The sequence below is a fragment of the Pseudomonas savastanoi genome, assembly GCF_020917325.1.
GTDB lineage: Bacteria > Pseudomonadota > Gammaproteobacteria > Pseudomonadales > Pseudomonadaceae > Aquipseudomonas > Aquipseudomonas amygdali.
In genome coordinates this window covers 5,689,862-5,711,890 of the sequence record NZ_CP076652.1, presented here as the reverse complement: position 1 = coordinate 5,711,890, position 22,029 = coordinate 5,689,862, and the positions used below count along the sequence as shown (strand labels likewise).

General features: G+C 56.2%; 20 protein-coding genes and 1 tRNA gene. 10 read left to right on the top strand and 11 right to left on the bottom strand.

Annotated features, from left to right (window positions below; translation table 11 throughout):
- Positions 1–8 precede the first annotated feature (8 nt).
- The 6 genes from KP808_RS24535 to KP808_RS24510 are packed head-to-tail and all read left to right on the top strand — an operon-like array spanning position 9 to position 6,160.
- Positions 9–2,453 carry a phage tail protein gene (locus KP808_RS24535; RefSeq protein ID WP_230017101.1) on the top strand — a complete coding sequence of 815 codons (2,445 nt, stop codon included), beginning with the start codon at positions 9–11 and terminating at the stop codon, positions 2,451–2,453.
- Positions 2,454–3,053, top strand: a complete 600-nt coding sequence (locus tag KP808_RS24530) for a phage tail assembly chaperone (RefSeq protein WP_230017100.1) — start codon at positions 2,454–2,456, stop codon at positions 3,051–3,053.
- Entirely contained in the window at positions 3,050–3,976 is a 927-nt protein-coding gene (locus KP808_RS24525) for a hypothetical protein (protein ID WP_230017099.1), read from the top strand. The genes KP808_RS24530 and KP808_RS24525 overlap by 4 nt, the downstream gene beginning before the upstream one ends.
- Entirely contained in the window at positions 3,973–4,509 is a 537-nt protein-coding gene (locus KP808_RS24520; RefSeq protein WP_230017098.1) for a baseplate complex protein, read from the top strand. Before KP808_RS24525 ends, KP808_RS24520 begins: the two co-directional genes overlap by 4 nt.
- Positions 4,506–5,216: a hypothetical protein gene (locus KP808_RS24515; protein ID WP_230017097.1), complete on the top strand. Its 711-nt coding sequence runs from the start codon at positions 4,506–4,508 to the stop codon at positions 5,214–5,216. The genes KP808_RS24520 and KP808_RS24515 overlap by 4 nt, the downstream gene beginning before the upstream one ends.
- On the top strand, positions 5,189–6,160 hold the full coding sequence (locus KP808_RS24510) for a hypothetical protein (protein WP_230017096.1): 972 nt from the start codon (positions 5,189–5,191) through the stop codon (positions 6,158–6,160). The genes KP808_RS24515 and KP808_RS24510 overlap by 28 nt, the downstream gene beginning before the upstream one ends.
- Here KP808_RS24510 and KP808_RS24505 read toward each other — a convergent pair.
- The 4 genes from KP808_RS24505 to KP808_RS24490 form a co-directional block, all read right to left on the bottom strand.
- The gene (locus KP808_RS24505; RefSeq protein ID WP_230017095.1) at positions 6,157–7,569 is read right to left on the bottom strand and encodes a hypothetical protein; all 1,413 of its coding nucleotides are present in this window, start codon (positions 7,567–7,569) and stop codon (positions 6,157–6,159) included. The genes KP808_RS24510 and KP808_RS24505 overlap by 4 nt on opposite strands.
- 81 nt (positions 7,570–7,650) lie before the next feature.
- Positions 7,651–9,216, bottom strand: coding sequence for an SIR2 family protein (locus KP808_RS24500; RefSeq protein WP_230017094.1), 1,566 nt, complete (start codon positions 9,214–9,216; stop codon positions 7,651–7,653).
- A 488-nt stretch (positions 9,217–9,704) separates the two neighbouring features.
- On the bottom strand, positions 9,705–10,175 hold the full coding sequence (locus tag KP808_RS24495; RefSeq protein ID WP_011269305.1) for a hypothetical protein: 471 nt from the start codon (positions 10,173–10,175) through the stop codon (positions 9,705–9,707).
- A 580-nt stretch (positions 10,176–10,755) separates the two neighbouring features.
- Positions 10,756–10,831: transfer RNA gene (locus KP808_RS24490), tRNA-Thr, on the bottom strand.
- A gap of 103 nt (positions 10,832–10,934) precedes the next feature.
- Between KP808_RS24490 and KP808_RS24485 the strand changes: the two genes are divergently transcribed.
- From KP808_RS24485 to KP808_RS24475, 3 genes are all read left to right on the top strand, one after another.
- Positions 10,935–11,177 carry a hypothetical protein gene (locus KP808_RS24485; RefSeq protein ID WP_230017093.1) on the top strand — a complete coding sequence of 81 codons (243 nt, stop codon included), beginning with the start codon at positions 10,935–10,937 and terminating at the stop codon, positions 11,175–11,177.
- A gap of 411 nt (positions 11,178–11,588) precedes the next feature.
- Positions 11,589–12,602 (top strand): J domain-containing protein, encoded by a 1,014-nt coding sequence (locus tag KP808_RS24480; RefSeq protein ID WP_230017092.1) that lies wholly within the window; start codon positions 11,589–11,591, stop codon positions 12,600–12,602.
- 431 nt (positions 12,603–13,033) lie between these two features.
- Complete coding sequence (locus KP808_RS24475; RefSeq protein ID WP_058400054.1) at positions 13,034–13,357, top strand: DUF6124 family protein; 324 nt, start codon at positions 13,034–13,036, stop codon at positions 13,355–13,357.
- A 295-nt stretch (positions 13,358–13,652) separates the two neighbouring features.
- Here the strand turns inward: KP808_RS24475 and KP808_RS24470 are convergent, their stop codons facing one another.
- The 5 genes from KP808_RS24470 to KP808_RS24450 form a co-directional block, all read right to left on the bottom strand.
- Positions 13,653–14,924, bottom strand: coding sequence for a methyltransferase (locus KP808_RS24470; RefSeq protein WP_230017091.1), 1,272 nt, complete (start codon positions 14,922–14,924; stop codon positions 13,653–13,655).
- 1 nt (position 14,925) lies between these two features.
- Positions 14,926–15,615 carry an ABC transporter permease gene (locus KP808_RS24465; protein WP_002555785.1) on the bottom strand — a complete coding sequence of 230 codons (690 nt, stop codon included), beginning with the start codon at positions 15,613–15,615 and terminating at the stop codon, positions 14,926–14,928.
- Complete coding sequence (locus KP808_RS24460) at positions 15,612–16,307, bottom strand: ABC transporter permease (protein WP_117140104.1); 696 nt, start codon at positions 16,305–16,307, stop codon at positions 15,612–15,614. Before KP808_RS24460 ends, KP808_RS24465 begins: the two co-directional genes overlap by 4 nt.
- Positions 16,308–16,373: 66 nt before the next feature.
- A complete protein-coding gene (locus KP808_RS24455; RefSeq protein ID WP_230017090.1) occupies positions 16,374–17,138 on the bottom strand; it encodes an ABC transporter substrate-binding protein in 765 nt (254 codons plus the stop codon).
- Between the two features lie 13 nt (positions 17,139–17,151).
- Entirely contained in the window at positions 17,152–17,925 is a 774-nt protein-coding gene (locus tag KP808_RS24450; protein ID WP_016981246.1) for an ABC transporter ATP-binding protein, read from the bottom strand.
- Positions 17,926–18,450: 525 nt separating this feature from the next.
- Here KP808_RS24450 and gabP point away from each other — a divergent pair.
- A complete protein-coding gene (gene gabP, locus KP808_RS24445) occupies positions 18,451–19,842 on the top strand; it encodes a GABA permease (RefSeq protein WP_058400057.1) in 1,392 nt (463 codons plus the stop codon).
- Between the two features lie 57 nt (positions 19,843–19,899).
- Here gabP and KP808_RS24440 read toward each other — a convergent pair whose 3' ends face one another.
- Positions 19,900–20,385 (bottom strand): hypothetical protein, encoded by a 486-nt coding sequence (locus tag KP808_RS24440; RefSeq protein ID WP_058400058.1) that lies wholly within the window; start codon positions 20,383–20,385, stop codon positions 19,900–19,902.
- 142 nt (positions 20,386–20,527) lie between these two features.
- Positions 20,528–21,874: a methyl-accepting chemotaxis protein gene (locus tag KP808_RS26010; protein WP_054995674.1), complete on the bottom strand. Its 1,347-nt coding sequence runs from the start codon at positions 21,872–21,874 to the stop codon at positions 20,528–20,530.
- Positions 21,875–22,029 lie beyond the last annotated feature (155 nt).

The window sequence follows — 22,029 nt, the reverse complement described above, 5'->3', positions numbered from 1 at the left end:
GAGCCCTCATGGCTGCAAGTATCACCCTCGCCGGCGAGAAACTGATCGCCCAGAAACAAGCGGCCAACCTGCCGCTGACCGTGGCCCGATTCGTGCTGGCCAACGTGCCAGGCCTCAACGTTTCCGGCCCGGTCAACCGCGCCGGCGTGAAGCCGCCAGCGGCTCAGATCGTCTACACCGCAAGCATCACCCAGCAGGGCTTCGTCAATCCCAACCAGGTGGTGTACAGCCTGTTGATGGGCACCGATATCGGGGACTTCGACTGGAACTGGATCGGCCTGGAGACCAGCGACGACGTGCTGCTGTCGGTCGCCTACGTGCCGTTGCAACAGAAGCGCAAGAACGTCCTGCCTGACCAGATCGGCAACAACGTGACGCGCAACTTCCTGGTGGTGTTCGACGGTGCCCAGCAGCTGACCGGCATCAAGATCGATGCAAGCACCTGGCAGCACGACTTCACAGTACGCCTCAAAGGCATCGACGAACGCGAGCGGCTGAGCAATCGCGATGTGTTTGGCCGTGCCTGCTTCTTTGATAGCGGTTTGAAGCTGGAGAAAGTCGGTAGCACCTACCAGCTCAAGGCGGGGGTGGCTTATGTCGAAGGAATTCGCCTGGAGTCGACAGCCGTCCTGCCGGTCGTCGTGCCGTCGGTGCCCAACAAGGCCTGGCTGGATGTGTCTCTGCAGCGCGATCACAGCGACGTGGTGGGTACGTTCCAAGTGGTGTTTGGCATGGACAAGGTGGATTACAACGACGGTGCCGGCGCACGCCATTACTTGGTGCCGTTGGCCGACTTGCCCACCTCATCGTTGATTACCGATCTGCGCAGCGTCGAGCCGATCATCACTGAACTGATCAAACACCTGGCCGCCCGGGTTGGCGACTATCCCAATCTGCGCGCCCGGGCTACCACTAAAGATGACGTGAAGCTGGACCAGATTCCCAACGCGATCAGCAGTGATCCAACCAGCAACAGTGATCAAGTGTTGGCCACCACCAAAATGGTCGTAGCTGTACGCCAACTGCTCGAGGCCCTGGTCGACACCAAGCTCAACAAAAACGGTGGGGATGTCACGGGTACGATCAACACTACGCAGTCCATAGTGCTCAATAACGGTAGCAGTGACTCGCCAGAGGTGCGCTGGGCGACGACGTTACGTACCGTCTTTGCTGATGTGTATAACCATACGTTCCGTATTTTTTCGACAGGCGTACCGGATCCGCTGAACCTGGATCTGGCCAACCAGCGTGCGTATCTGTTTGGCCGCGAGCCGTGGGACACCGGTAACTTCAATCCGGCCCTTAAAGCTGATCTGGCGGGGGCAGCATTTACCGGCCCCGTCAGAGTGCCTTCGCTACCGGCCACGACCAAGGACCAGCAGGCCGCGAACACTGCCTTTGTGCATTCGGTGGTCGCCGCCCTGGTGGACTCGTCGCCGGCGGCGCTCGATACCCTCAAGGAGCTGGCGACGGCCCTGGGCAACGATCCCAACTTTGCCACCAGCATGACCAATGCCCTGGCGGGGAAACTGTCGACCAGCGGCGGCACGGTGGCCGGCCGACTGTACAGCCGCAAAGCAGATGCTCAACTTGGCGTTTGGGGATCTGCGGGTCTGGTTCTGGATTCGGATTTGCACCCAGCCATTACCTTTCATGCCTCTTCGCGTGGTGTGGCGCGGATGCTGGGGCTCCAAACTGACAATGAGCTGTATCTGGGCGGATCTGATCCTAGCCAGCCGCAGTACAAGCTGTACCACTCGGGCAACTTCAATCCTGCCGGCAAGGCCAACGTCGCCACCACCCTCGGTGGCTATGGCATCACCGACGCCTATACCGCCAGCCAGTCAGATGGGCGTTTTGTGCGGCTCGCGGGTGAAAACGGCTACACCGCATTCAGCGTCGGTCAGGTTCCTTCGCTGGCAGCGGCGGGTGCTCACACCCAAGGTCACGCCCCTCTGGCGATTGTGAACGGCAATAACCCGGCCGCTGCAGCAGTGATTACATTTCATCGGGGCGGGTCCTACGGCACGTTCTTTGGTCTGGACACGGACAACCAGTTTGCTTTCGGTGGCTGGTCAGCGGGTAACGCTCGGTACCGTTTTTGGACCGAAGCCAACCGGCCGAAAAACACTGCCTCGGTTGAGGTCAACGGCTGGCACAAAGATGCTGACACCGGTCGCATCGAGCAGTGGGGGCGAGTCACGCTGGTATCGCCGAATGACGTCGGGGCAGTGGCGGAAGCGGGGATTTATTTTCCGATGTCGTTCCCGGCCGCGTTCCACTCTGTGACGTTCGGCATTGAGGCGGTCGGAGAGACCAGTGAAATTGCCGAGAACCTGGTGGGGTTTCATAGCCCTGGCTTGGGTGCCATGACCGTACGCATTCAACGCGTTGCCGGCAGTAACCCAAGCAACACCCCCATCACCATCCACTACCGCGTAACGGGGAAATAAATGGAGTTCTTTTACGGTCGCCCGTCGGGCGGGTTTTACAGCAGCGCGAGCCACGGGCTCCGAACCATCACTATCGATGACCCAACCTTCGAACGACCGAAGATCCTGGTCCCGGATCCCGCATACATCGCGGGCAACCACAGCCAGGAGGAGTCCGTGCCGATGATCGAGATCGATGACCTCGGCGTCCCGGTGCCGCAGATTACCGTCGACAATCCGGAATGCCTGCTGCCCCCGGCGAGCGATCTGATCGAGATCAGCATAGAGCACTACCAATCCTTACTGGAGGCACAGAGCAACGGCATGCGTATCGACCTGGATGACAGTGGTCGACCTGCTGCTATGGCGCCGTTTGGTCCCAGCATCGAGACGCTGCGCGAGAATGATCGTTGCTGGCGGGACTATCAGCTCAAACAGACCGATGGGATGGTCAACCGTCACCGTGACGAGCTCGAAGCGGGGCAGGCAGCGACGTTGTCGGTGGGACACTACATGGCGCTGCAGGCCTATCGTGGCGCGCTGCGTGATTGGCCGGAGCATTCGTCGTTCCCTGACATTTCAGCCCGCCCATCAGCCCCGACCTGGTTGGTGCTGCCATGAGTTGGACCAACATCAAGCTTCGCTGGCCGGCACAAGCCACTCAATGGATGGACCAGATGGCAGGCGCACGCGACCTGATCCAGAGCGAAATGGCAATCACCGGCCAGCGCGTCTCGATGCTGGCCGATATCGCCACCACCAGTCCTGGCCTGATTGCGGGTGCCGCGAAGTCGGCGATCAGCGCAGGACGTGATGCGTTGGTGGCGCAGTTTGAGAACGTCCCGTCGTGCATCGTGGTGACGCCGTTTCAGCACGGTGTAGGGCAGGGCAGCGGTGGCCATCAGCGCTTTTTGTCTGCGCCGAACTTGCTGCAGCTGCTGGCCGACAAGCTGACTGACACCACCGACGCTGTGCGGCCCCAAGGTCAGCAAAGCGCCCTGGTACTGATATTCCTCGCCACACGACTGGACCAGCTCGCGGCGACGTTGGGTCGGTTCAACGTGGTGTTGCCTATGCCTGACCTGGTGCGCGCCGAGCGCCGTGCCGAACACCTGGCCAAGCTGGAGGTGGAAAAGTGGGTGATGCCGATCGCGGGGCAAATGCCGCTCTGGAGCCAGTTGCCGCTGCAGCGCTGCCCGATCACCAAGCTGGCCAGCCAGTCAATGGCCGGTCAACTGGCGGTACTTGAGGGCTATGCCGCCGACAGTTCGCCGATGGCGGACCTGGCCGATCTGCAGGCACGAAAGAAGGCTCAGGTACAGGAGCGCGAGCAGCAGTTGGCCGACCTGAAAGCCCAGTTCACGAACAGTGCCGACGATGTATCGATCCAGTCCAGGATGCTGGGACCGGGGGACGTGGGCCAGCTGCGCCGCGAGCTGCTCGAGGGCGAAGCACCAGGTCATGAGTGGCCGCTCTGTGCCGGCGCACTGTTGGTGGGCTCTGCAGAGAGCCTGAGCTTTGTTCAGGAACTGGTGGGCCTATGACGCTGCTACTCAACGGCGAGCAGATCATCGGCCACCGCATGAAGCTGACGGCCAACCTCAAGATCGAGGCCGACGAGCTGGGCGGCCAGACATCGGCAACCGACAAATCGCACAAGGGGTTCAAGCCCAAAACGCTGACCGTGGCACTGACGATCCCCTACAAATCCCTCGAGAACCTACGCACCATCATGCGCCTGGCCGAGGCGACTGCAGGTGGTGGCCAGCTGCAGACGTACCGGATCGTCAATGACACGGCCAAGGCCTTTGGCATCCGCCAAGTGACGTTCTCCGACGGGGTCAGCGCCCGTGAAGACGACACACTGGCCCAGTGGATCGTCCAGTTCACCTTGAGCGAGAAGCTATCCAACCCGGAGAAGGTCGAGAACCGGCGCGCTGGCAACGGCGTGACATCCCAGTCCGCGCCTGGCGATGGTGTTGCGGGCAGTGGGTCCGGATCGGGCGCAGCCGAAGAATTGACCGGCTTTGAGGCCGTGCTCAAGAAGGTGGACACCTACCTGGGCGGCACGCCATGAGCATGAAGCTGCACAAGGTGCTGACGATCGGCGGCGTGGCTACGCCGCTTATCAATGACGATGTCCGGCTGGACCTCAAGAGTCCGGGCCGCGCCACGTTCACGATCAAGGCCGGTGCCACCGTCAAAGGTTTGGTCACGTTCGATATCGGCTACAACGAAGCGGTCCTGCAGCGTCATTTCATTGGCTATGTCGAGCGCTGCACCGCCACCAACGGCATCGAGCAGGTGGTGCTGTGTCGCGAGTTAGCCGCGGTGCTGATCAACCCTTTACCCATGAACCTGCGCCATGTAGATCTGCGCGCGGTACTGGCCGATATCGGCAGCAAGACCGGGCTGCGCTTCCGGGTTCCGGATCAGGCCTACACACGCGTAAAGACGCCGTTTTTCTACAACCTGGCCGCTGGATACCAGGCGCTGGACAGCATGGCGCGGGTGTTTGGCATCAAGGACTTTATCTGGCAGCAACAGGGTGACGGCGAGATCTACGTCGGTGCCTGGGCTGACAGTTTCTTCGGCGCTCGATCGCCACTGCAACTGCCGGTCAACCTTTTCGACGGTTACCAAGGCAGCCAAAGCGCAATGATCGCGGCCTTACCAGGCCTGCGACCAGGCGTATCAATCAACCAGGGCGAGCGGATCACGAACGTGACGCTGGCCGGCACACAGATGGCCATCAAATGGACGACGCAATCAAACGCAGCGTAGAGCGGCAATTCCCTGAACTCACTGGCGGCTATCACTTGCCGCGCTTCGCCAAGGTCGTGGCCGTGGCTGATGCGCCGGCCAGCGCCGGACTGTGTGACGACTTCCGACCACGCTTCTCGGTCGACCTGCAGGTGATGGGGCCGGACGGCGAGATCGATACAGCATTGCCGGTATTGGCCGGCGTGCCGCTGCCCATGCCGGTGGGTGGTGATGAAATGGGATTCTTTGCCTTTCCGGAGGAGGGCACCAGCGTGGTGGTGTGCTTCGCTTATGGCCTGCCGCACAAGCCCTACATCCAGACGATCCTGCCGCATGGCCTGACATTGCCAAAGGTCCCCAAGGGTGACCAGGTATGGCAGCACAGCGATGCGGTGCAGCAACGCGTCGACGCGGACGGTAACTGGTTGCGCAAGACAGACGGCAAGATCCAAGACCAGGCGATCGAGCGCGAAGTCGACGCCATGACCAACACTGAAAGCTTCCAGAACCACACCAGGACGGTGGATGACCATTCGACAGAGTCAGTGGGTGGGGTGAAGAAGATCGAGGCCTTGGGCGCACTCAAGCTGCTGTCGGGCGGATCTGCGAGCCTGGCGGCAGTGGACGACCTGCACCAGGCAACCGGTCGTGACCTTAACCTAGTGGTAGGCCAGAAGCACAACGCCACGGTGGGTGGCGACATGCACGAAAGGATTCAGGGTCTGCGTGAGAGCATCGCCAGTAAGAGCCAGCGTTTGCAATCTCCTAAAAGCTGGATCGGGTCCGAAGAAGTTAATCTTTTCAAGGTTGTATGTGATCTGATTGACCTAGTGCAGGATATGAACACCCAACTCGCGGCCCATGTACATGGGCCTTCACCTCTACCTAATAATGCTACGGTTTTTGCTGTCAAAGCAGCCATAGCCTCTGCACTATCAAACACGTTAGAGGCTGTAACTCTTTAATTGCTCTCATCCCCTATAGGTGACTTTAATAAGCGTGCAGGGTGATTAAGAGTGAAATAATCAATATATTTGTCGCTTCCTGAAGTCAGTTTCAGCATGATCCTATTGAGCATGACTGCCAATACTTTGGTTTCTCGAATCAAATCAATTTCGCCCCCAGATGGAACTTGATTGCCATGAGCAGCGTCATTTCTCCTATCCCACGCGCTTAGCTCAACGCTTCCTAAGTCTAGGCTGAGACGAGAGTAAAATCTCTCGGACAGAATTTTTTGTGGTGCTAAATTTCCGCTATCTATCTTGCTCTGCAAAAGCTTAGTCGCAGTCTCGTCTAAGTTTTGCTTATTTAAATATCGCGATAAAAATTTCTTTGTTTTTTTATATGTGGCCTTATCTAATATAGTTCTTGATATCTTTGCTTTCGGATCGGATGTGACTTTCCTTTGAATAGTTTCTATCAGTGCGCCATAGTAAGCTGGAGCCATGTAATAAGGTGCCGTACGAGCATACCATATTCTCCAAAGAATCTGCTGCAGGTCCGTTTTGTCGGCGTAATATGACAAGGCGTTTGCCATGCGCTCTATTTTGTTCTTATCAAGAATGGTAGATTTGTCACTTATCGGCGCAGGTGGAGCGCTGACTAGCTGCCAGACCCTTCCACCAAGGGTGTGAGGTGAAACAGCTTCCCTTTCTCTCCATTTTTGATTTTGGTCAAATGAAGAGTTACCAATGTAAACGAGCATAGTTCCTAGTGCAAACGAGATGCTGTCTCGGATTAACTTTCGAGTATCGTCATCAGGATTGCCAAGATAAATTATATATCCCGATTTCACGTTTTTGAGTTGTTTCGGCTTCTGCTTGGTCCCCAGTATAATGTCAAAGCCATAAATCTTCAGGCGTATGGCAGACGTGTTGTAGCTTTCTTTACTCCTCTCGGATCTGAGGGTAACTGATGGCAATCCACGAAAATGTCTTTCTACGATCGTCTTGCTTAATTCGCTATACATGTCAGGCCATGGATAGTTGTCGGGGACATTTTGAATCCAATCTATGCTGTAGTGTATAGGCGTATCAAGTTCTGAGCAGGTTTTTAATTTTTGTAGAGAAAACCTTATTTCAGTAATGCCATTTTTGATGGTAACTGATTTTTGAGCAACTCCCTCGACAACTCCAACGCTGTAGTGGGTTTCAAATTTAAAAGAATTTTCTTTTTTGTAAACCTCACCTAAAGCTCTAGCTGACTCGTTACCAAAAGAATAAGTTAATGAGGATGTTGATACTAGCTCAAGACTCTGATCTTCAAGTCTGTGAAGCATTAATTCCGAATCACATGGTATGAGCGGATTTTCTGCAAAGCTTATCATGTCGCTTCCTAATAACTGATCTAGGTCTTCCCATTCCCAAAAGTTCATGAGCTCTCCGCGAAAATGTGGTGAAGCCGCTGTCCCAAAAAAGCCGCTGGTGAAATGCTTGCTCTAATAAAGTTATAACCGTCAATACCTATTGCTGTTTTTTACTAGGTCGTAAAAGCACACAAGCTTAAAGAATCCACTGTTCTTGGGTGATGTATCTACGTGTTTTCTTAATATTTCACATAGGTCCTCTAGGCCGCTCTTTATCAAGGATGGTTCCATGTAAGGCACCATTCTCAAAAAAAGTTCAAATCCCTGTTTCTGGTAGAGTTCATTAACTCCGATAAGAACTTCTGGAACGGTTTTTGACCTTCGTAACTCACCGGCATTGACAACGTCAAATAAATTGGCCTCAAACCTAACAACTGCACCGGCACAGAGTGGTGGTGAAGTCTGATTCAATTCTCCATCTGCAAGTATGTAACCGGCTCTTTGTAGATAGTGGAATATAGGTAGACTTTGATTCCCCTTGGCTAGTTTGGGGAAAACAGTAGCTACAACATCTGCGGCATCATATTTCTCTGTTTCAAAAATAATATCTCGGACGAGGTCTGATCTCTCCAATCCAATCAAGCCTTGTTTTGAGATCGCTTCTCCTTTCTTTAAAGTAGAAATGGCTCCGTATCCTACAACAAACTCAGTCAAAGAGTCGCCCTGCTCTAAGTCCCTCTCATTTCGGACGTAAAGCTGACCTTTAGGGTCGTCAGTAATAACAAGTTCATAAAGTTGATCTTTTATTCTTCTGAAAATATGTGCTGGTATTCGTTTCTTGGTTTCAGCCAATACCTCGAACAACTCTGTAAAGCTGTTAGCTCGCACAAGCTTAACAGGTATGCGCTTGTGAATTACTGAGTCCGTGATTGATGGTTCATCTAGCTCCCGGTGCCACTCTACGAAAATTAGCTTATCTCTTAGGAACTCCAAGCTCTTTTCCGGAAAGCAACCAATAATGTCCTCTAGTATTTCTGCTATATGGGGGTCGGCAAGGGAGTAACCCAAAAAAATCACTGGCCGTTCAATAAAAATAGTAAGTAACTTTGATGAAAGATACGGGTTTTTTCTTCTGTATTCAGCATAGTCGCTTTCAGTGAGAACTAAAGAGTTTGGGTGGGTTGAGCAACCGTGAATTTTATATATTTCCGCTATCCCATGGCTCCTTCCTGCGATTAGTCCATCCTGTCCAATAAAAGTAGTGAAGTTAGGAAAGGCTTCTTCTAAAAGACAATCCCAGTTTGTTGTAATGATTCCATCGATGTTTGCTTTCTTTAATATTTCCAGTTCTGATGAGGTTTCAGAATTAATATTTTTATGAGCTGTTTGCAAATATCTTGATATCTGTATTTTTAATATTGAGCTGTCATTTATGAAGTGCTCACCAAATTGCCTAGAGATTTCAGCCGACTCTGGGCGTTCCCACCACTTATCTTCGTAGCTTTTCGCCAGTAACTGCGCATACTTTGTAGGGTCGCCTCCAGAGCTTGTTCTAAGCTTCAGTGGGTTTTCACCTATTTCGTTACAAAACCTGAGCAATAATTGCTCCCAATTTTCAGTGCCGAGGTAACGTTTGGACATTCCCGAACCAATAAACAGCATAGGAGAGGCTTCAAATTTTTTGAAATGCTCCTTGAGGGCTACTTTAAATTCCATACACTTAAAACCTTGGATTATGGTTAAACACTGCAGTGAGTATAGGACGTTCCTTCATTTGCGAGATTGTTTGTTTAGAAATCTTGGCAGTAAAGAAAAAACGTCTCGAAAAGCACTTATCCCCCTCCCGCCGACGGGCTTCGCGTCCGTTTTTTTTGCAAATCTCGATGCAGTGCAATAGCCCTTCAAGCCCAAGCGGGCCGTGGGCCTCTGCGGCTGATCAGCCATTTCACAGAGTGCAAAGTTTTGCAGAGGAATGCAGTGGGATTGCACTGTGGATCTTGGAAAGGCATTCAGGAGCTCCGTGCAGAAGCCCCCGGTTTCGCTGGGTGAAAAACTAAAAAAGACCCTGAGGCCAGGGTTTTCGAAATCAGGGTCGATCAAATCGCACGCCGATTTCGGTTACAGCCTCGTTCGCAGTGGATGGGCTGGAAGCCCTGAGCGACAAGGCTTCTAGGTCAGTTTGGAGGTTTCACTGCGTTACACAGTTACTCACGGGCTTGAAAAACCATGCACCTGACTGTTTTCTTCAATAAAACACTGGCCACGTTCTTGTTGGCCTCGACGAATTTCGGCTTAACGGACTCGGTTAGAAATCTGCGGAGAGATGAGTCGATCTGTAGCCCGCAACCATGCTTGTCCAGACGTGATTGCAGATCTTTGAAGTTGATCGCGAGCAACGACTCGGGTGCCGCCGAATGGTTGTACTGTTCGCCTTTGCCATCCAGTAGGTCGAGTGCTGACCAGAATGGAATCAATGCGTCCTCAGCTGACTGTTCGGGCAAGCCAATGGTATCGAGTGCCGGTATCGGCATGCAGAGCAGCGCAGAAAAATGGGCGAGCTGGTCATAGATCGCCGAACGAAGCGCCATGCTTCTGGTTCGATTCAGCTCCCTCAGGAGGAAAACTCGATGGCGGGACAACGCGATCTGGTCAGTGACGCATAAATCCTCGGACATGTTTATCTCCTATGCCCCGACCGGGTCGATGGCGCTGAAACGTGACCGGAACGTGGGATTTCGTTCTGAAAATGGGGGTGGGGTAAAAAAAATAGCGATATTAGCTAGATGTGAGGAAAAAAGGGTTGGAGGCCCCGGTTTTGCTGGGTCCTTCATATAGCAGGGCATAGCGATATGGTAGCTATATGAATAGCGATATTTTACCAAACCCCCGGAATCATTGGGTTTTAAGGAAGGTAAATATTACTGTTCATAAAGGTAATATTATCGCCTTCATATCGCTTCAATATCGCTATTTCCCGAAAACGCTGAGAGCCTTGATTTACAAGGGCTGTAGCCGTTTTCAGCAACGCATATTACTAATATCGCTCTTTTTTTCTGCCCCAAAAAATTTTGAGACGCTGCCCTTGGGTGGGCTGCTTGGGGAGGTGCGGACGTGTGTTGGCGTGTGCGCTTTTACCGGCGCGAGTAATCACGTCTAAGGCCTGGTCAGGCGCAGTGAAAGGATGGCTTGTTACGTGGCTTGTTACGTGTACCGCAAAAAACAAGGGCCTGCATCGCTGCAAGCCCTTGATTTATATGGTGCCGGCACCAGGAGTCGAACCCGGGACCTACTGATTACAAGTCAGTTGCTCTACCAACTGAGCTATACCGGCGTAATGGGCTGCGAGTATATAGCTTCTGATGCGCTTGTAAAGCCTAGCTGTCTGATTCAGTTGAAAAAATCGACCATTGGCGCTTTGGGTGGGATGCGGGCGGGTGGTGGTGCAGGACGTTTCTGTTGGTTTTGGCGGAATGGTCTGCTTGATGTGTGTGAGCACTGCGCATTTGGACGCTGATTTCGCCTCTGGCACGCGCAGCTTGTGCCTGACAGAACGCTCGATTTTTAACCTGGTCGTGCAAACCGATGCGTCCAGCGTTGATGGCTATCTGGTGCGTGAACAGGCACCCATCCGACCCCGCCATTTTTGGGCAGTTGCAGGGCAGGAGGGCTTTGCATAGGCTTGTTCTCAACGGCCCAGGCTACTGAGTCAGCAGCACGGGACGTTAGCTTTTCAGCCAGCAGATAAAGGACTATCTGATGAGTAATGCGATGGATCGTAACCGGTGTTGGGGTGTTGTTTGCCGCAGGCTGGTCATTCGCTGAGGAGTTGTTGAAGGGTATTTGTAGTTGCGTCTGGCCTGTTGGGTCTTGCGCAAGGTGGGGCTGAGGATTGCTGTCTGAATCGCATGAATGTGCGTCTGGACGCTCACGAAGGCTTCATCGATGTTTCAAGAAATGCCCGGATCCTCTGGATTCGGGCATTTTCTTGTGGGCTGGTTCTTGTTGCGTTGCATTTGCACTGGAGATATGGGCTTTTTGGCCGATACATCTGTATCAAAAATGGCAGTCAGCCATGGACAGCAAGTGCAATGCAGAGAACGCCCACGCATTACGAGCTGCTGAGTGTTGCTCGCGATGCCTCTCCTGAGCAGATCAAGAAGGCTTATCGCAAGCTGGCGCAGAAGCTGCACCCGGACAGGAATCCCGACCCTTACGCCTCGGACATGATGGGCGTGGTCAACGCGTCTCATGATGTGCTGGCGGACCCTTCGCGGCGTGCGGCTTATGATGCGCAGCTTGCTGCCGATGAGCACAAGGCTCGTATGGACGCGTTGCGGCGCAAGCAGGCGCGTGCGGGGGGCGGGCAGGCGGTGCATGTGTATGCCGCAAACTCTGCTACTGCCACTGCAGCGCCCTCTCGGGCGGCTCGGACGGGCCCGGCGCCCAAGGCTTCTCCTTCCTTTTCATCGCCTCCCAGTGACAAGCGGCGCCGCAGTGCGTTGCGTTGGGCGCTGGTGTTTGTGGTGTTTTGCGCAGCCGGGGCGTGGATGGGTTACGACCCTGATGCTGGCAAGGCGTTTGTGCCAGCCGAGCCGGTGCCGGTTGCGCAGACGTGGGTCAAGCCAGCGCCCGCCGCGCCGGTTGAAGAGCCTGTGGCCAGCCCGGCCAAGCCGGTTGATGCGGTAACGTCGGAGTGTGAGGTGCCGGCGCTGGATCCGATGGGCGCGCCCTGGCCGGAAAAGGCGGGTTACGTGAAAGATATGCCGTTGCTCAAGGACAACGGCTGGTCGCAGATAACTGTGGATAACTCGGCCGGCGAGTCGGCGGTGTATGCCAAGGTCACGGATGCGGTGGGGCGCAGGGCGTTTCGGCATGCGTTTGTGCCGGCCGGTGCGGTGTTTACGTTCGCCAAGATGGACCCGGGGCTGTATCTGCTCAAGTACAAGATGATGAGCACGGGCTGTGCCTTTGCGTCGGGCCGTATCTTGCTGGAGGAGACACCGATGGGCAGTCAGATCAAGTCCAGTGCGTACAAGCTGACGTTGCGCAAGTTGCAAAATCGCAGTGTGCCGTTTGCGCGGTTGAAGGATGATCAGTTTTAGTAGTGAGTCATGACAGGAATGCGGCGTTGCGTATTCCGCCTTCGCGAGCAAGCTCGCTCCCACGGCCTTAGGCAATCGTACGCGGAGATCATGTTTTGCAACGCTTTCAGGCCGGTTTTTGCAGGCTTGGTCTCTTTCTTTTGAAGGACATTTCCGAGAGAATCCCCGACCGCTTGCGCCTCTCGATGTGTGCTTCTAATCTCCGCCTGTCGCTGCACATCAGCGATCGGGTTTAGTCGCCCGGATTTGAGTTAAGGCGTATCGCGTCGCTGTTTTGGTCAGGTCTTCTTCCTGCACTCTATGGCGGCTGTGCGCGAGGGCACCTTCGGGTGCGCCGGTCTTAGCTCCCGGTCGACTAACCTTCGCACAGCTGCCACCTCAATCGTTTAGTCGCGACCCCAGTGGCAGTTCCATTGAGGAGAGAGCTAAGCATGGTCAAAATAACCCCCGACCCACCCAAACAGTCCAGCACCGCGCCAATCTTCGACAAGGCGGTCGTCAAACGCGCCATGGCGTGTTACCTGCCAATCCCCCGCACTGACAAAGAACCCCACGACAGCAAGTTCGACTTCATCAGCCTGGAAGCAACCTTGGTGCATGCGCTGGACTTCATGCGTTGTGCATCGGCCACCGCCCACGAACTGGGCGATGAATTGACCGGTGCGCAACGCGACCTGGCGTTTGCCTCCATGCATATGCTGGAAATGGCCAAAGTCATGGTCGAGCGCTCGCTGGAGTGTGTCGAAGAGGTCTGAAACCTCGCACTAAACAGGTCGTGCACAGGCACTTGCATGTGCGCGATTTAGCCAGGCAAAAAGCTTGTTCCAGAGCCTTTACCAAATCTTTATGCACAATCGCTTGATAAAAAAATACGCGCGTTACCAGATGTGCGAATGTTGGCCTGGTGGTCCGCAAGGCATTGTTTTTGCGGGTTACGGAAAGGATTGCGGGAAAAAATAAGGGGCTTCAGTAACTGGCGCGCCAAGCTTTAACGCACTCATCCACATTTTCATCAACAGACTTATCCACAGGTTGCTCAATCGATTTAGGTCACGATTTTCGAGCCAGAATCAGCAGGTTGCGTGGTGTAATCCGGCTGTCACAGAAAGTGCCAACGCTGACGCTGTAGCCCTGCTCGTGGACATACATTGCCCTGTCGAGCACCAGCCACATCTCCAACGGACGCCGAAACAGGTCGCGGACCAGTTCCAGGTTGCGCACTTCGGCCAGCCTTTTCCAGCCGGCGGCTTCCAGAGAAGCCCAGTCCTGCTGGCCCGGTGCCGGCAGATTCTTCAGTCGCGCCAGATGATTGCAGTAGTCCGCGTAGGACGCATCCAGCCAGGACGTCGGCAGCGAAGGCGTGGGCAAGTAATCGTCAATGCCGCGCAAGCTACGCTGCAGCATGTCGAAGCCCAGACGACGGGCCATCGAGGTGTCGCGTTGACGACGCACGCGAGCGCCAGCCGTTACGGTTTCGCTGAGCGGCAGACCGAGTTCGTCTCGTGACAGCTTCAAGCCCGATGCCTTGCCGTCGCTGGATAGCGGCCGATACAGGTCGTGCCGGGTGCGGTTATAGCAGCACGGCGCAATCGCCATGTGCCGACAGCCCGTCTGGCTGGCCAGCTCCATCAGCTGAATGTGCAGGTCGCCGCAGGCATGCAGCGCCACCGGCGTGTGCTCGGGTTGCAGGCAGCGCCAGGCGTCGTCGGCCATGACATCCTGCTGCACATGCCTGGCGTCTATGCCTTGCCGCGTACTCAGTGCCAAGCCTGCTTCGATCAGCGCCGGGTCGTGCTCCAGGCAGGTCAGACGCTGACCGCGCCCGGTCAGGCGCCGCCCCAGATGGCCTTTGCCTGCGCACCAGTCCAGCCAGTGCGTGGTGGTATCACGTCTGTTCAGATGGCCGGCGAAGGCTTCGATCTGCTGCCATTTGCGCCCCGGCACGTCGACACTCATGCGCGCATCGACTGGCTCCAGAGGATATGAAGGCAGTTCAGCAACGTGGCTCAGGGCGACGGCTTCGGCGGCCAGTTGCGGGAACGGAAACGGCGCGTCGAGTTGTTCCGGGTGGTTATGCGCGGCCTCGGCCTGTTCCAGCGTGCGTTGCCGCAGCCAGTGCGCTAGGTCCGGGTATTTGTCTTCCCACGGCAAGCGCAGGTGTGTGAACGGCTTGGGCCGCCACAGGGCCTGATGCGCGAACAGGAAGCTGTCCAGCGCACCAAAGTGGCTGCCGAGGTGTTCATCCTGCAAGCAAGGTTCAGAGGGCATGGTGGCGGCCTCGTGTGGCAAGGTGCTGACTGGATCGACGCCAGCACCCTTCATATCAGCGCCCCTGACTGGCGTCTACACGCAGCAGTTTTTCCAGCAGGCGGAAGCCTTGTACCAGCACGAACGTCATCACGAGGTAGAACATACCGGCGGCGAAGAAAATTTCTACCGGCAAGTAAGTGCGGGCGATGATCGTGCGGGCCATGCCGGTCAACTCCAGCAGGGTAACGGTGCTGGCCAGGGCACTGGCCTTGAGCATCAGGATGACTTCGTTGCTGTACGCAGGCAGACCGATACGTGCCGCGCGGGGCAGGACGATGTAGAACAGTGCTTTCCATTTCGACATGCCCAGCGCCCGCGCAGCCTCGACCTCGCCGACCGGCACGGCCTGAATGGCGCCGCGCAAAATTTCTGCGATGTAAGCGGCGGTGTGCAGGGTCATGGTGACAACTGCACACCAGAAAGGGTCGCGCAGGTACGGCCACAGCGGCCCCTGACGCACCACGTCGAACTGCGCCAGGCCGTAATAGACCAGAAACAGTTGCACCAGCAGCGGTGTACCACGGAAGAAAAAGATGTAGGCGTAGGGTAGGGCGCGCACCGGCCAGTGACGCGATGCACGGGCGATGCCCATTGGGATGGCGAGGATCAGCCCAGCGATGACGGCAATCGCCACCAGCTCAAGGGTCAGGGTCGCGCCTTGTGCCAGGCGTGGCAGCCACTTGATGATGACTTCCCAATTCATGACGCGCTCCTCAGAAAGCCGCGACTGGCGCGTTTCTCAAGGAAGTACATGCCGGCCATGGCCAGCACGGTCAGGCCCAGGTACATGAAGGCCGCGACCATGTAGAAGGTGAACGCTTGCTTGGTGAAGCCCACGGCGATTTGCGCGTGACGCATGATTTCTTCCAGGCCGATCACCGAGACCAGCGCGGTGTCTTTCATCAGAATCATGAACAGATTGCCCAGGCCTGGCAGGGCGATGCGCCACATCTGCGGCAGCACCAGCTTGAAGAGAATGCGCGGCCGTGACATGCCCAGCGCCAGCCCGGCTTCACGATGGCCTTTGGGGATGGCCAGAATCGCGCCGCGAAACACTTCGGTCGCGTAGGCACCAAAGCAAATGCCCAGGGCGATGACCCCGGCAGCGAAGGCGCTCAGGGCCAGGTCAGGAATGTCGAACAGTTTGCCCAGAGCGCGCATGCCGTTGACGGTGCCGAAGTAAATCAGCAACACCCAAAGCAGTTCGGGAATGCCGCGTACCAGGGTCGAGTAGGTACTGCCCAGCCATTGCAGCGGCTTGTAGGGCGAGGTCTTGGCCAAGGCACCGAGCAGTCCGAGTATCAGCCCCAGGCACAGGGCCGAGAGTGCAAGCTGGACCGTCATCAGCGCGCCAGCCGCAAGGGCCGGGCCGAATCCGTGGAGATCAATGTTCATGGGCAGGCTTTGTCAGGGCCGGTCGCCGCGCTTCTACAGGAAGCGGCGGCGACGCGGTCAGGTGAATCAGAGGATGCTGAAAGGGAAATACTTGTCGTTGATCTTCTTGTAGGTGCCATCAGCGATGATTTCTTTCAGGGCCGCGTTCAAGCGCTCGCGCAGGGCATCATCACCCTTGCGCACGGCGATGCCGATCTTGTCGTCTTCAACGACAGGCTCGCCCTTGAACTCGAAGTTTTGCCCGGCCTCGCTTTTCAGCCACTCGAAGCTGACGTATTTGTCGGCCAGCATGGCGTCGACGCGACCGGAGGACAGGTCGAGGAAGGCGTTTTCCTGAGTGTCATAGAGCTTGGCGTCCGGGATCTCCAGTGTGTCTTCCAGCCAGGTGGCGGCCCGCGTCGAGCGTTGGGCACCCACTGACTTGCCGGCAAGGCTTTCTTTGGCTTTTTCAGTGCTCGATACGTCGATCGAGGAAGTTTTCGGCGCGATGAATTGCAGCTTGTTCGAGTAATAGGGGTTGGTGAAATCGACCACCTGCTTGCGCTCTTCGGTGATCGACAGCGATGAGATCAGGAAGTCGAACTTGTTGGCCATCAACGCCGGGATGATGCCGTCCCAGTCTGACGTCACCGCTTCGCACTCGACCTTCATCCTGGCGCACAGGGCCTGGCCGATTTCATAGTCAAAGCCCACCACCTGGCCACTCGCGTCCTTGTTGTTGAACGGCGGGTAGGCACCTTCGATGCCCATTTTCATTGTTTCAGCAAAGGCACTGCCGCTGAAGGCAAGGGTGGCCGCTGCGATCAGCAAGATCTTTTTGTACGACTGCATGGGTGTTGCTCCGTTAGCGGTGACTCGACATGAATTGTTTGCACCTTGCCGACAGCGGGTTTTCGAATACTTGCTGCGGTGTGCCCTGTTCTTCGACCATTCCCTGATGCAAAAACACCACTTCAGTTGATACCTGACGTGCAAAATTCATTTCGTGGGTCACCAGCAGCATGGTCCGGCCTTCTTCAGCCAGTGCGCGGATGACGCCGAGTACTTCCTGAACCATCTCCGGGTCGAGGGCCGAGGTCGGCTCGTCGAACAGGATAACCTTTGGTTGCATGGCCAGCGTGCGAGCAATGGCGGCGCGCTGCTGTTGCCCGCCGGAGAGTTGCGCGGGGTATGCATGGCGCTTGTCGGCGATACCGACCTTGGCCAGCAACTCTTCAGCCACCGCAATGGCCTCGGCCTTGCTCTGACCGAGCACGCGACGTGGGGCTTCGATGATGTTATCGAGCACGCTCATGTGCGGCCACAGGTTGAAATTCTGGAACACGAAGCCGATCTGGCTGCGCAAGCGATTGATCTGCCGGTTATCGGCGGCAATCAGGTCGCCGTTGCGCGCGGCCTTGAGCTTCAATTCTTCGCCGGCCACCAGGATCTGCCCCTGATGCGGGTTTTCCAGCAGGTTGATGCAGCGCAGCAGCGTGGACTTGCCGGAACCGGATGAGCCGAGGATCGATATGACATCGCCGTCGCGAGCGGTCAGCGAGATGCCTTTGAGCACCTCAAGCTGGTCGTAGCGCTTGTGCAGGTTGCGGATTTCCAGGGCGGGCGTGGCCTCGGCCATGTGGGGTCCTCATTGAAGTGCGCGCGCTGGCTGCCAGCGAACGTCAAGCTAGCACAGCGTTTAAAGGACAACCATCAGCGTCTTTCGTCCAGCGTGGAGGGGCTCGACGGGTTGTCTCATCTGGGCAGCGGACGGTCGCATGAAGGCAAGCATGATGCCCTGTAAAACAGGGGCGTGCGCGAAAAAGGCGCGATGTTGCCAGCTTTGGCCTGGTGTTGGAAGTAGCATTTGCTGAGTGGTGGTCTGATTTCTGCACCATGTTTGCGCTTTGAGGAAGGTTTGGGGCATTTTTGGTGCGTGCATGTAGACGAATCTGAGGCGTTTGGTAACAAGTCCTACAGACTGCGTATAAAAGCTATCGCCCTGCATGCTTCACGGGCTAAGCCACAGGCCTCGTATTCTCTAAGCGACGTCGTTTTCGAAATATTTTGGCGCAATTCTTGCGTCAATAATAAAGAACGGCACCGTAGCTTTCTTTTTACGTAACGCTTCGGTGTGCCTCGCTCGTCTTGCACAGGTGGTTTTATGAGCAGTACCGCTAACTCTTCCGAGCTCGAACAAGGGCTGAAACCGCGACACATTACGATGCTGTCGATCGCCGGCGTTATTGGTGCCGGTCTGTTCGTCGGCTCCGGCCACGCGATTGCCGAGGCAGGCCCTGCCGTGCTGCTGGCCTATGCCGCTGCGGGTACGCTGGTGGTGCTGGTGATGCGTATGCTGGCCGAAATGGCCGTTGCCTCGCCAGACACAGGTTCGTTCTCAACCTATGCCGACCGCGCTATCGGGCATTGGGCCGGTTTCACTATCGGCTGGTTGTACTGGTGGTTCTGGGTGCTGGTGATTCCACTGGAGGCCAACGCTGCTGCAACCATCCTGCACGCCTGGTTCCCCAACATCGCGATCTGGATGTTCACGCTGGTCATCACGCTGGTGTTGACGGCGACCAACCTGTTCAGCGTGAAGAACTACGGTGAATTCGAGTTCTGGTTCGCGCTGATCAAGGTCGTGGCGATCATCGCGTTCGTGGTGCTGGGTGTTGCGGCGATCTTCGGTCTGCTGCCCACCAGCAACGTCAGCGGTGTCAGCCATCTGTTCGACACCGGCGGCTTCCTGCCAAACGGCATGGGCGCGGTGCTGGCGGCGATGCTGACCACCATGTTCTCGTTCATGGGCACTGAAATTGTGACCATTGCAGCGGCGGAGTCCAAGAACCCTGGCAAGCAGATCACCAAGGCCACCAACTCGGTGATCTGGCGGATCTTCCTGTTCTACCTGGTTTCGATCTTCATCGTGGTGTCGCTGGTGCCGTGGAACGACCCGCGCTTGGCCGAGGTGGGTTCTTATCAGACCGTGCTCGATGCAATGGGCATTCCGAACGCCAAGCTGATTGTCGATCTGGTGGTGCTGGTTGCTGTGACCAGCTGCCTGAACTCGGCCCTGTATACCGCTTCACGCATGCTGTTCTCGCTGGGCAAGCGCGGCGATGCACCTGCCGTGTCGAAGCGCACCAGCAAGGGCGGTACGCCTCACTGGGCAGTGATCATGTCGACTGCGGCGGCGTTCCTGACTGTCTTCGCCAACTACATCGCACCGGCTGCCGTGTTTGATTTCCTGCTGGCCAGCTCTGGTGCCATTGCCCTGCTGGTGTATCTGGTAATTGCCGTGTCGCAACTGCGGATGCGCCAGAAGCGCATCGCTGCGGGCGAGGCCATCGACTTCAAGATGTGGCTGTTCCCATGGCTGACCTGGGCTGTGATCGCGTTCATCGTCGCGGTGCTGACCATCATGCTGCTGCAGGAAGAGCATCGCCTCGAAATCATCGCCACCGGCGTACTCAGCCTGTTGGTGATCGGCGCTGGCCTGATCGTATCGCGTCGCCGCAAGGCCGGCCGCGTGGGCGCTGCTGCGCTGGGTTGATCGCGGCCCTTAGCGGATGATGCTCGTGCCAATGTCATACATTGGCACGAGCATGCATTAGCGTGCGGCTCTGGTGTCTCTCTTCATCAGCAGGTCGGACGCCAGCGTGTAATCTTTCTGGAAGGCGGGGCTTTCGATCCATTCGATCGCCGTGTCCTCGTCTTCATCGTGGTACATGGCGCGGTACACGATCAGCAGGCCCATCATGAAGTCCGTGGCAGGGTCTTCGTCCTCTTCGGAAATCACCAGTGCCAGCACCGGGTATTGCAGGAAGACGACGCACAGCGCCAGTTGGCTGATGGCCTCGGCGGCTTTCATGGCCACGAAGAGATCGTCATAGTCGGCCGGGTCGAAGCCGTTCTCCACGATGTCTTTGAAGTCGAACGTGTTTAGATCAAGTTCGACGTCATCAAACGGCAGATTGACCAGCGCAGAGGCGAACACCGGGTGGACGAGGCTGGTTGTGCCCTTGCCTGAGCGGTTCTGCTTGGCCTTGATTTTTGCGCGCTTGGCACGTTTTTGCTGCTTGTCTGGCGAGGCCATGAGCGGTCCTTTGACGGGCGTGAAATGCGATGGCCGCTATTGAAGCGCAGACGGGCTGGATAACCAAGGCTTGGCCGTAATCTCTGGACAATAAAAAAACCCGCAGAACGCGGGTTTTGATGTGCGGGGCGTTACTTGATCTTCATCGCTTGCCCGGTTTTGCAAACGCTTCAGCTTCATCCATGCGCGTGGCGAACATGTTCACGGCCTCGACCGCATCGCTTGCGCCGTCGCGGATCTGCACGATGACCTGTCCGGCCTGATCTGCCAGTGTCACACCTCGAATGGCACCTTCCTGCGTGGCATCCATGCTCGCCACGGCTTCACGTGTTTCGGCGAGGATCTTGCCGATCATTTCGGCAATCTCGGTGGTCGAGCCGCTGGTACGTCCGGCCAGTTGCCGGACTTCGTCTGCCACCACGGCAAACCCGCGACCCTGATCACCCGCCCGTGCCGCTTCGATGGCAGCGTTGAGCGCCAGCAGGTTGGTCTGGTCGGCGATGCCGCGGATGGTATTGACGATGGCGGTGATCTGCTCGGAGCGATCGCCCAGCTGGCTCACCAGCTTCGCCGACGCGCCGATGTTTTCGGCAATCTGGCGCATTTCCCGAGCGGTTTCCTGAATGACCAGGGTTCCTTGTTCGGCCACTTTCTCGGTTTCTGCCGAGATATGGTAAGCACGCGACGCACCATGCGCATCGGCTTCCTGCTTTTCAACACGCTGGGTGATGTCACTGGCAAACTTGACGATCTTGTAGAGCTTGCCGTCGACATCAAAAACCGGGTTATACGTCGCTTCCAGCCAGACAACCCGGCCATGTTTGCCGAGGCGTTTGAACTGATCGCCAATGAACTCGCCCTGATTCAACTTGCGCCAGAATTCGGCATATTCCGGGCTGTTGACCAGTGCCGGTTCGCAGAACGATCTGTGGTGTTTACCTTTGATCTCGTTCAGTGCGTAACCCATGACGTTCAGGAAATTACTGTTGGCGGTTATCACATTGCCATTGGGCTCGAATTCGCAAACAGCCATGGCCCGGTCTACTGCTGCCAGCTTGCCGTTGGTCTCGTTTTCGAGCATTACGCGTTTGGTAACGTCCAGAGCATATTTGACCACCTTGAACACTTTGCCCTGCGTATCGGTCACCGGGTTGTAGCTTGCCTCCAGCCAGACGCTACGGCCATTCTTGTCGATGCGCTTGAAGGTGCCGGAGATGAACTTGCCAGCCTTCAGAGACGCCCACAGGTCCGCGTATTCACGGCTGCGGAGCATCTCCGGCTCGCAAAAGTCGCGGTGCGTCTTGCTGGCCAGCTCATCGGCCCGGTAGCCCATCGTTGCAAGGAAGTTATCGTTGGCACGAAGGATCTTGCCGTCGAGACCCAGCTCGACCACCGCCATTGATTTTTCCAGTGCGTTTGTCAGTCCTTTGAGTCCATCTACCTCGGCCTTCATGGCTGTCAGTTCAGCTTTGTTCTTGTTTCCGAACATAACCTGCCCCTTGGTGTGTTTGTGGACTTGCTGTGATTAGAGTATCGGCTCGAAAAGCTGAGACATGAACGGGTCATCGCAACAATCGACTGGATAAATGAAGAGATTTATTGGCGTCAAAAAAGTGCAGTTTTTGGTCAAAGAAAAATACATTG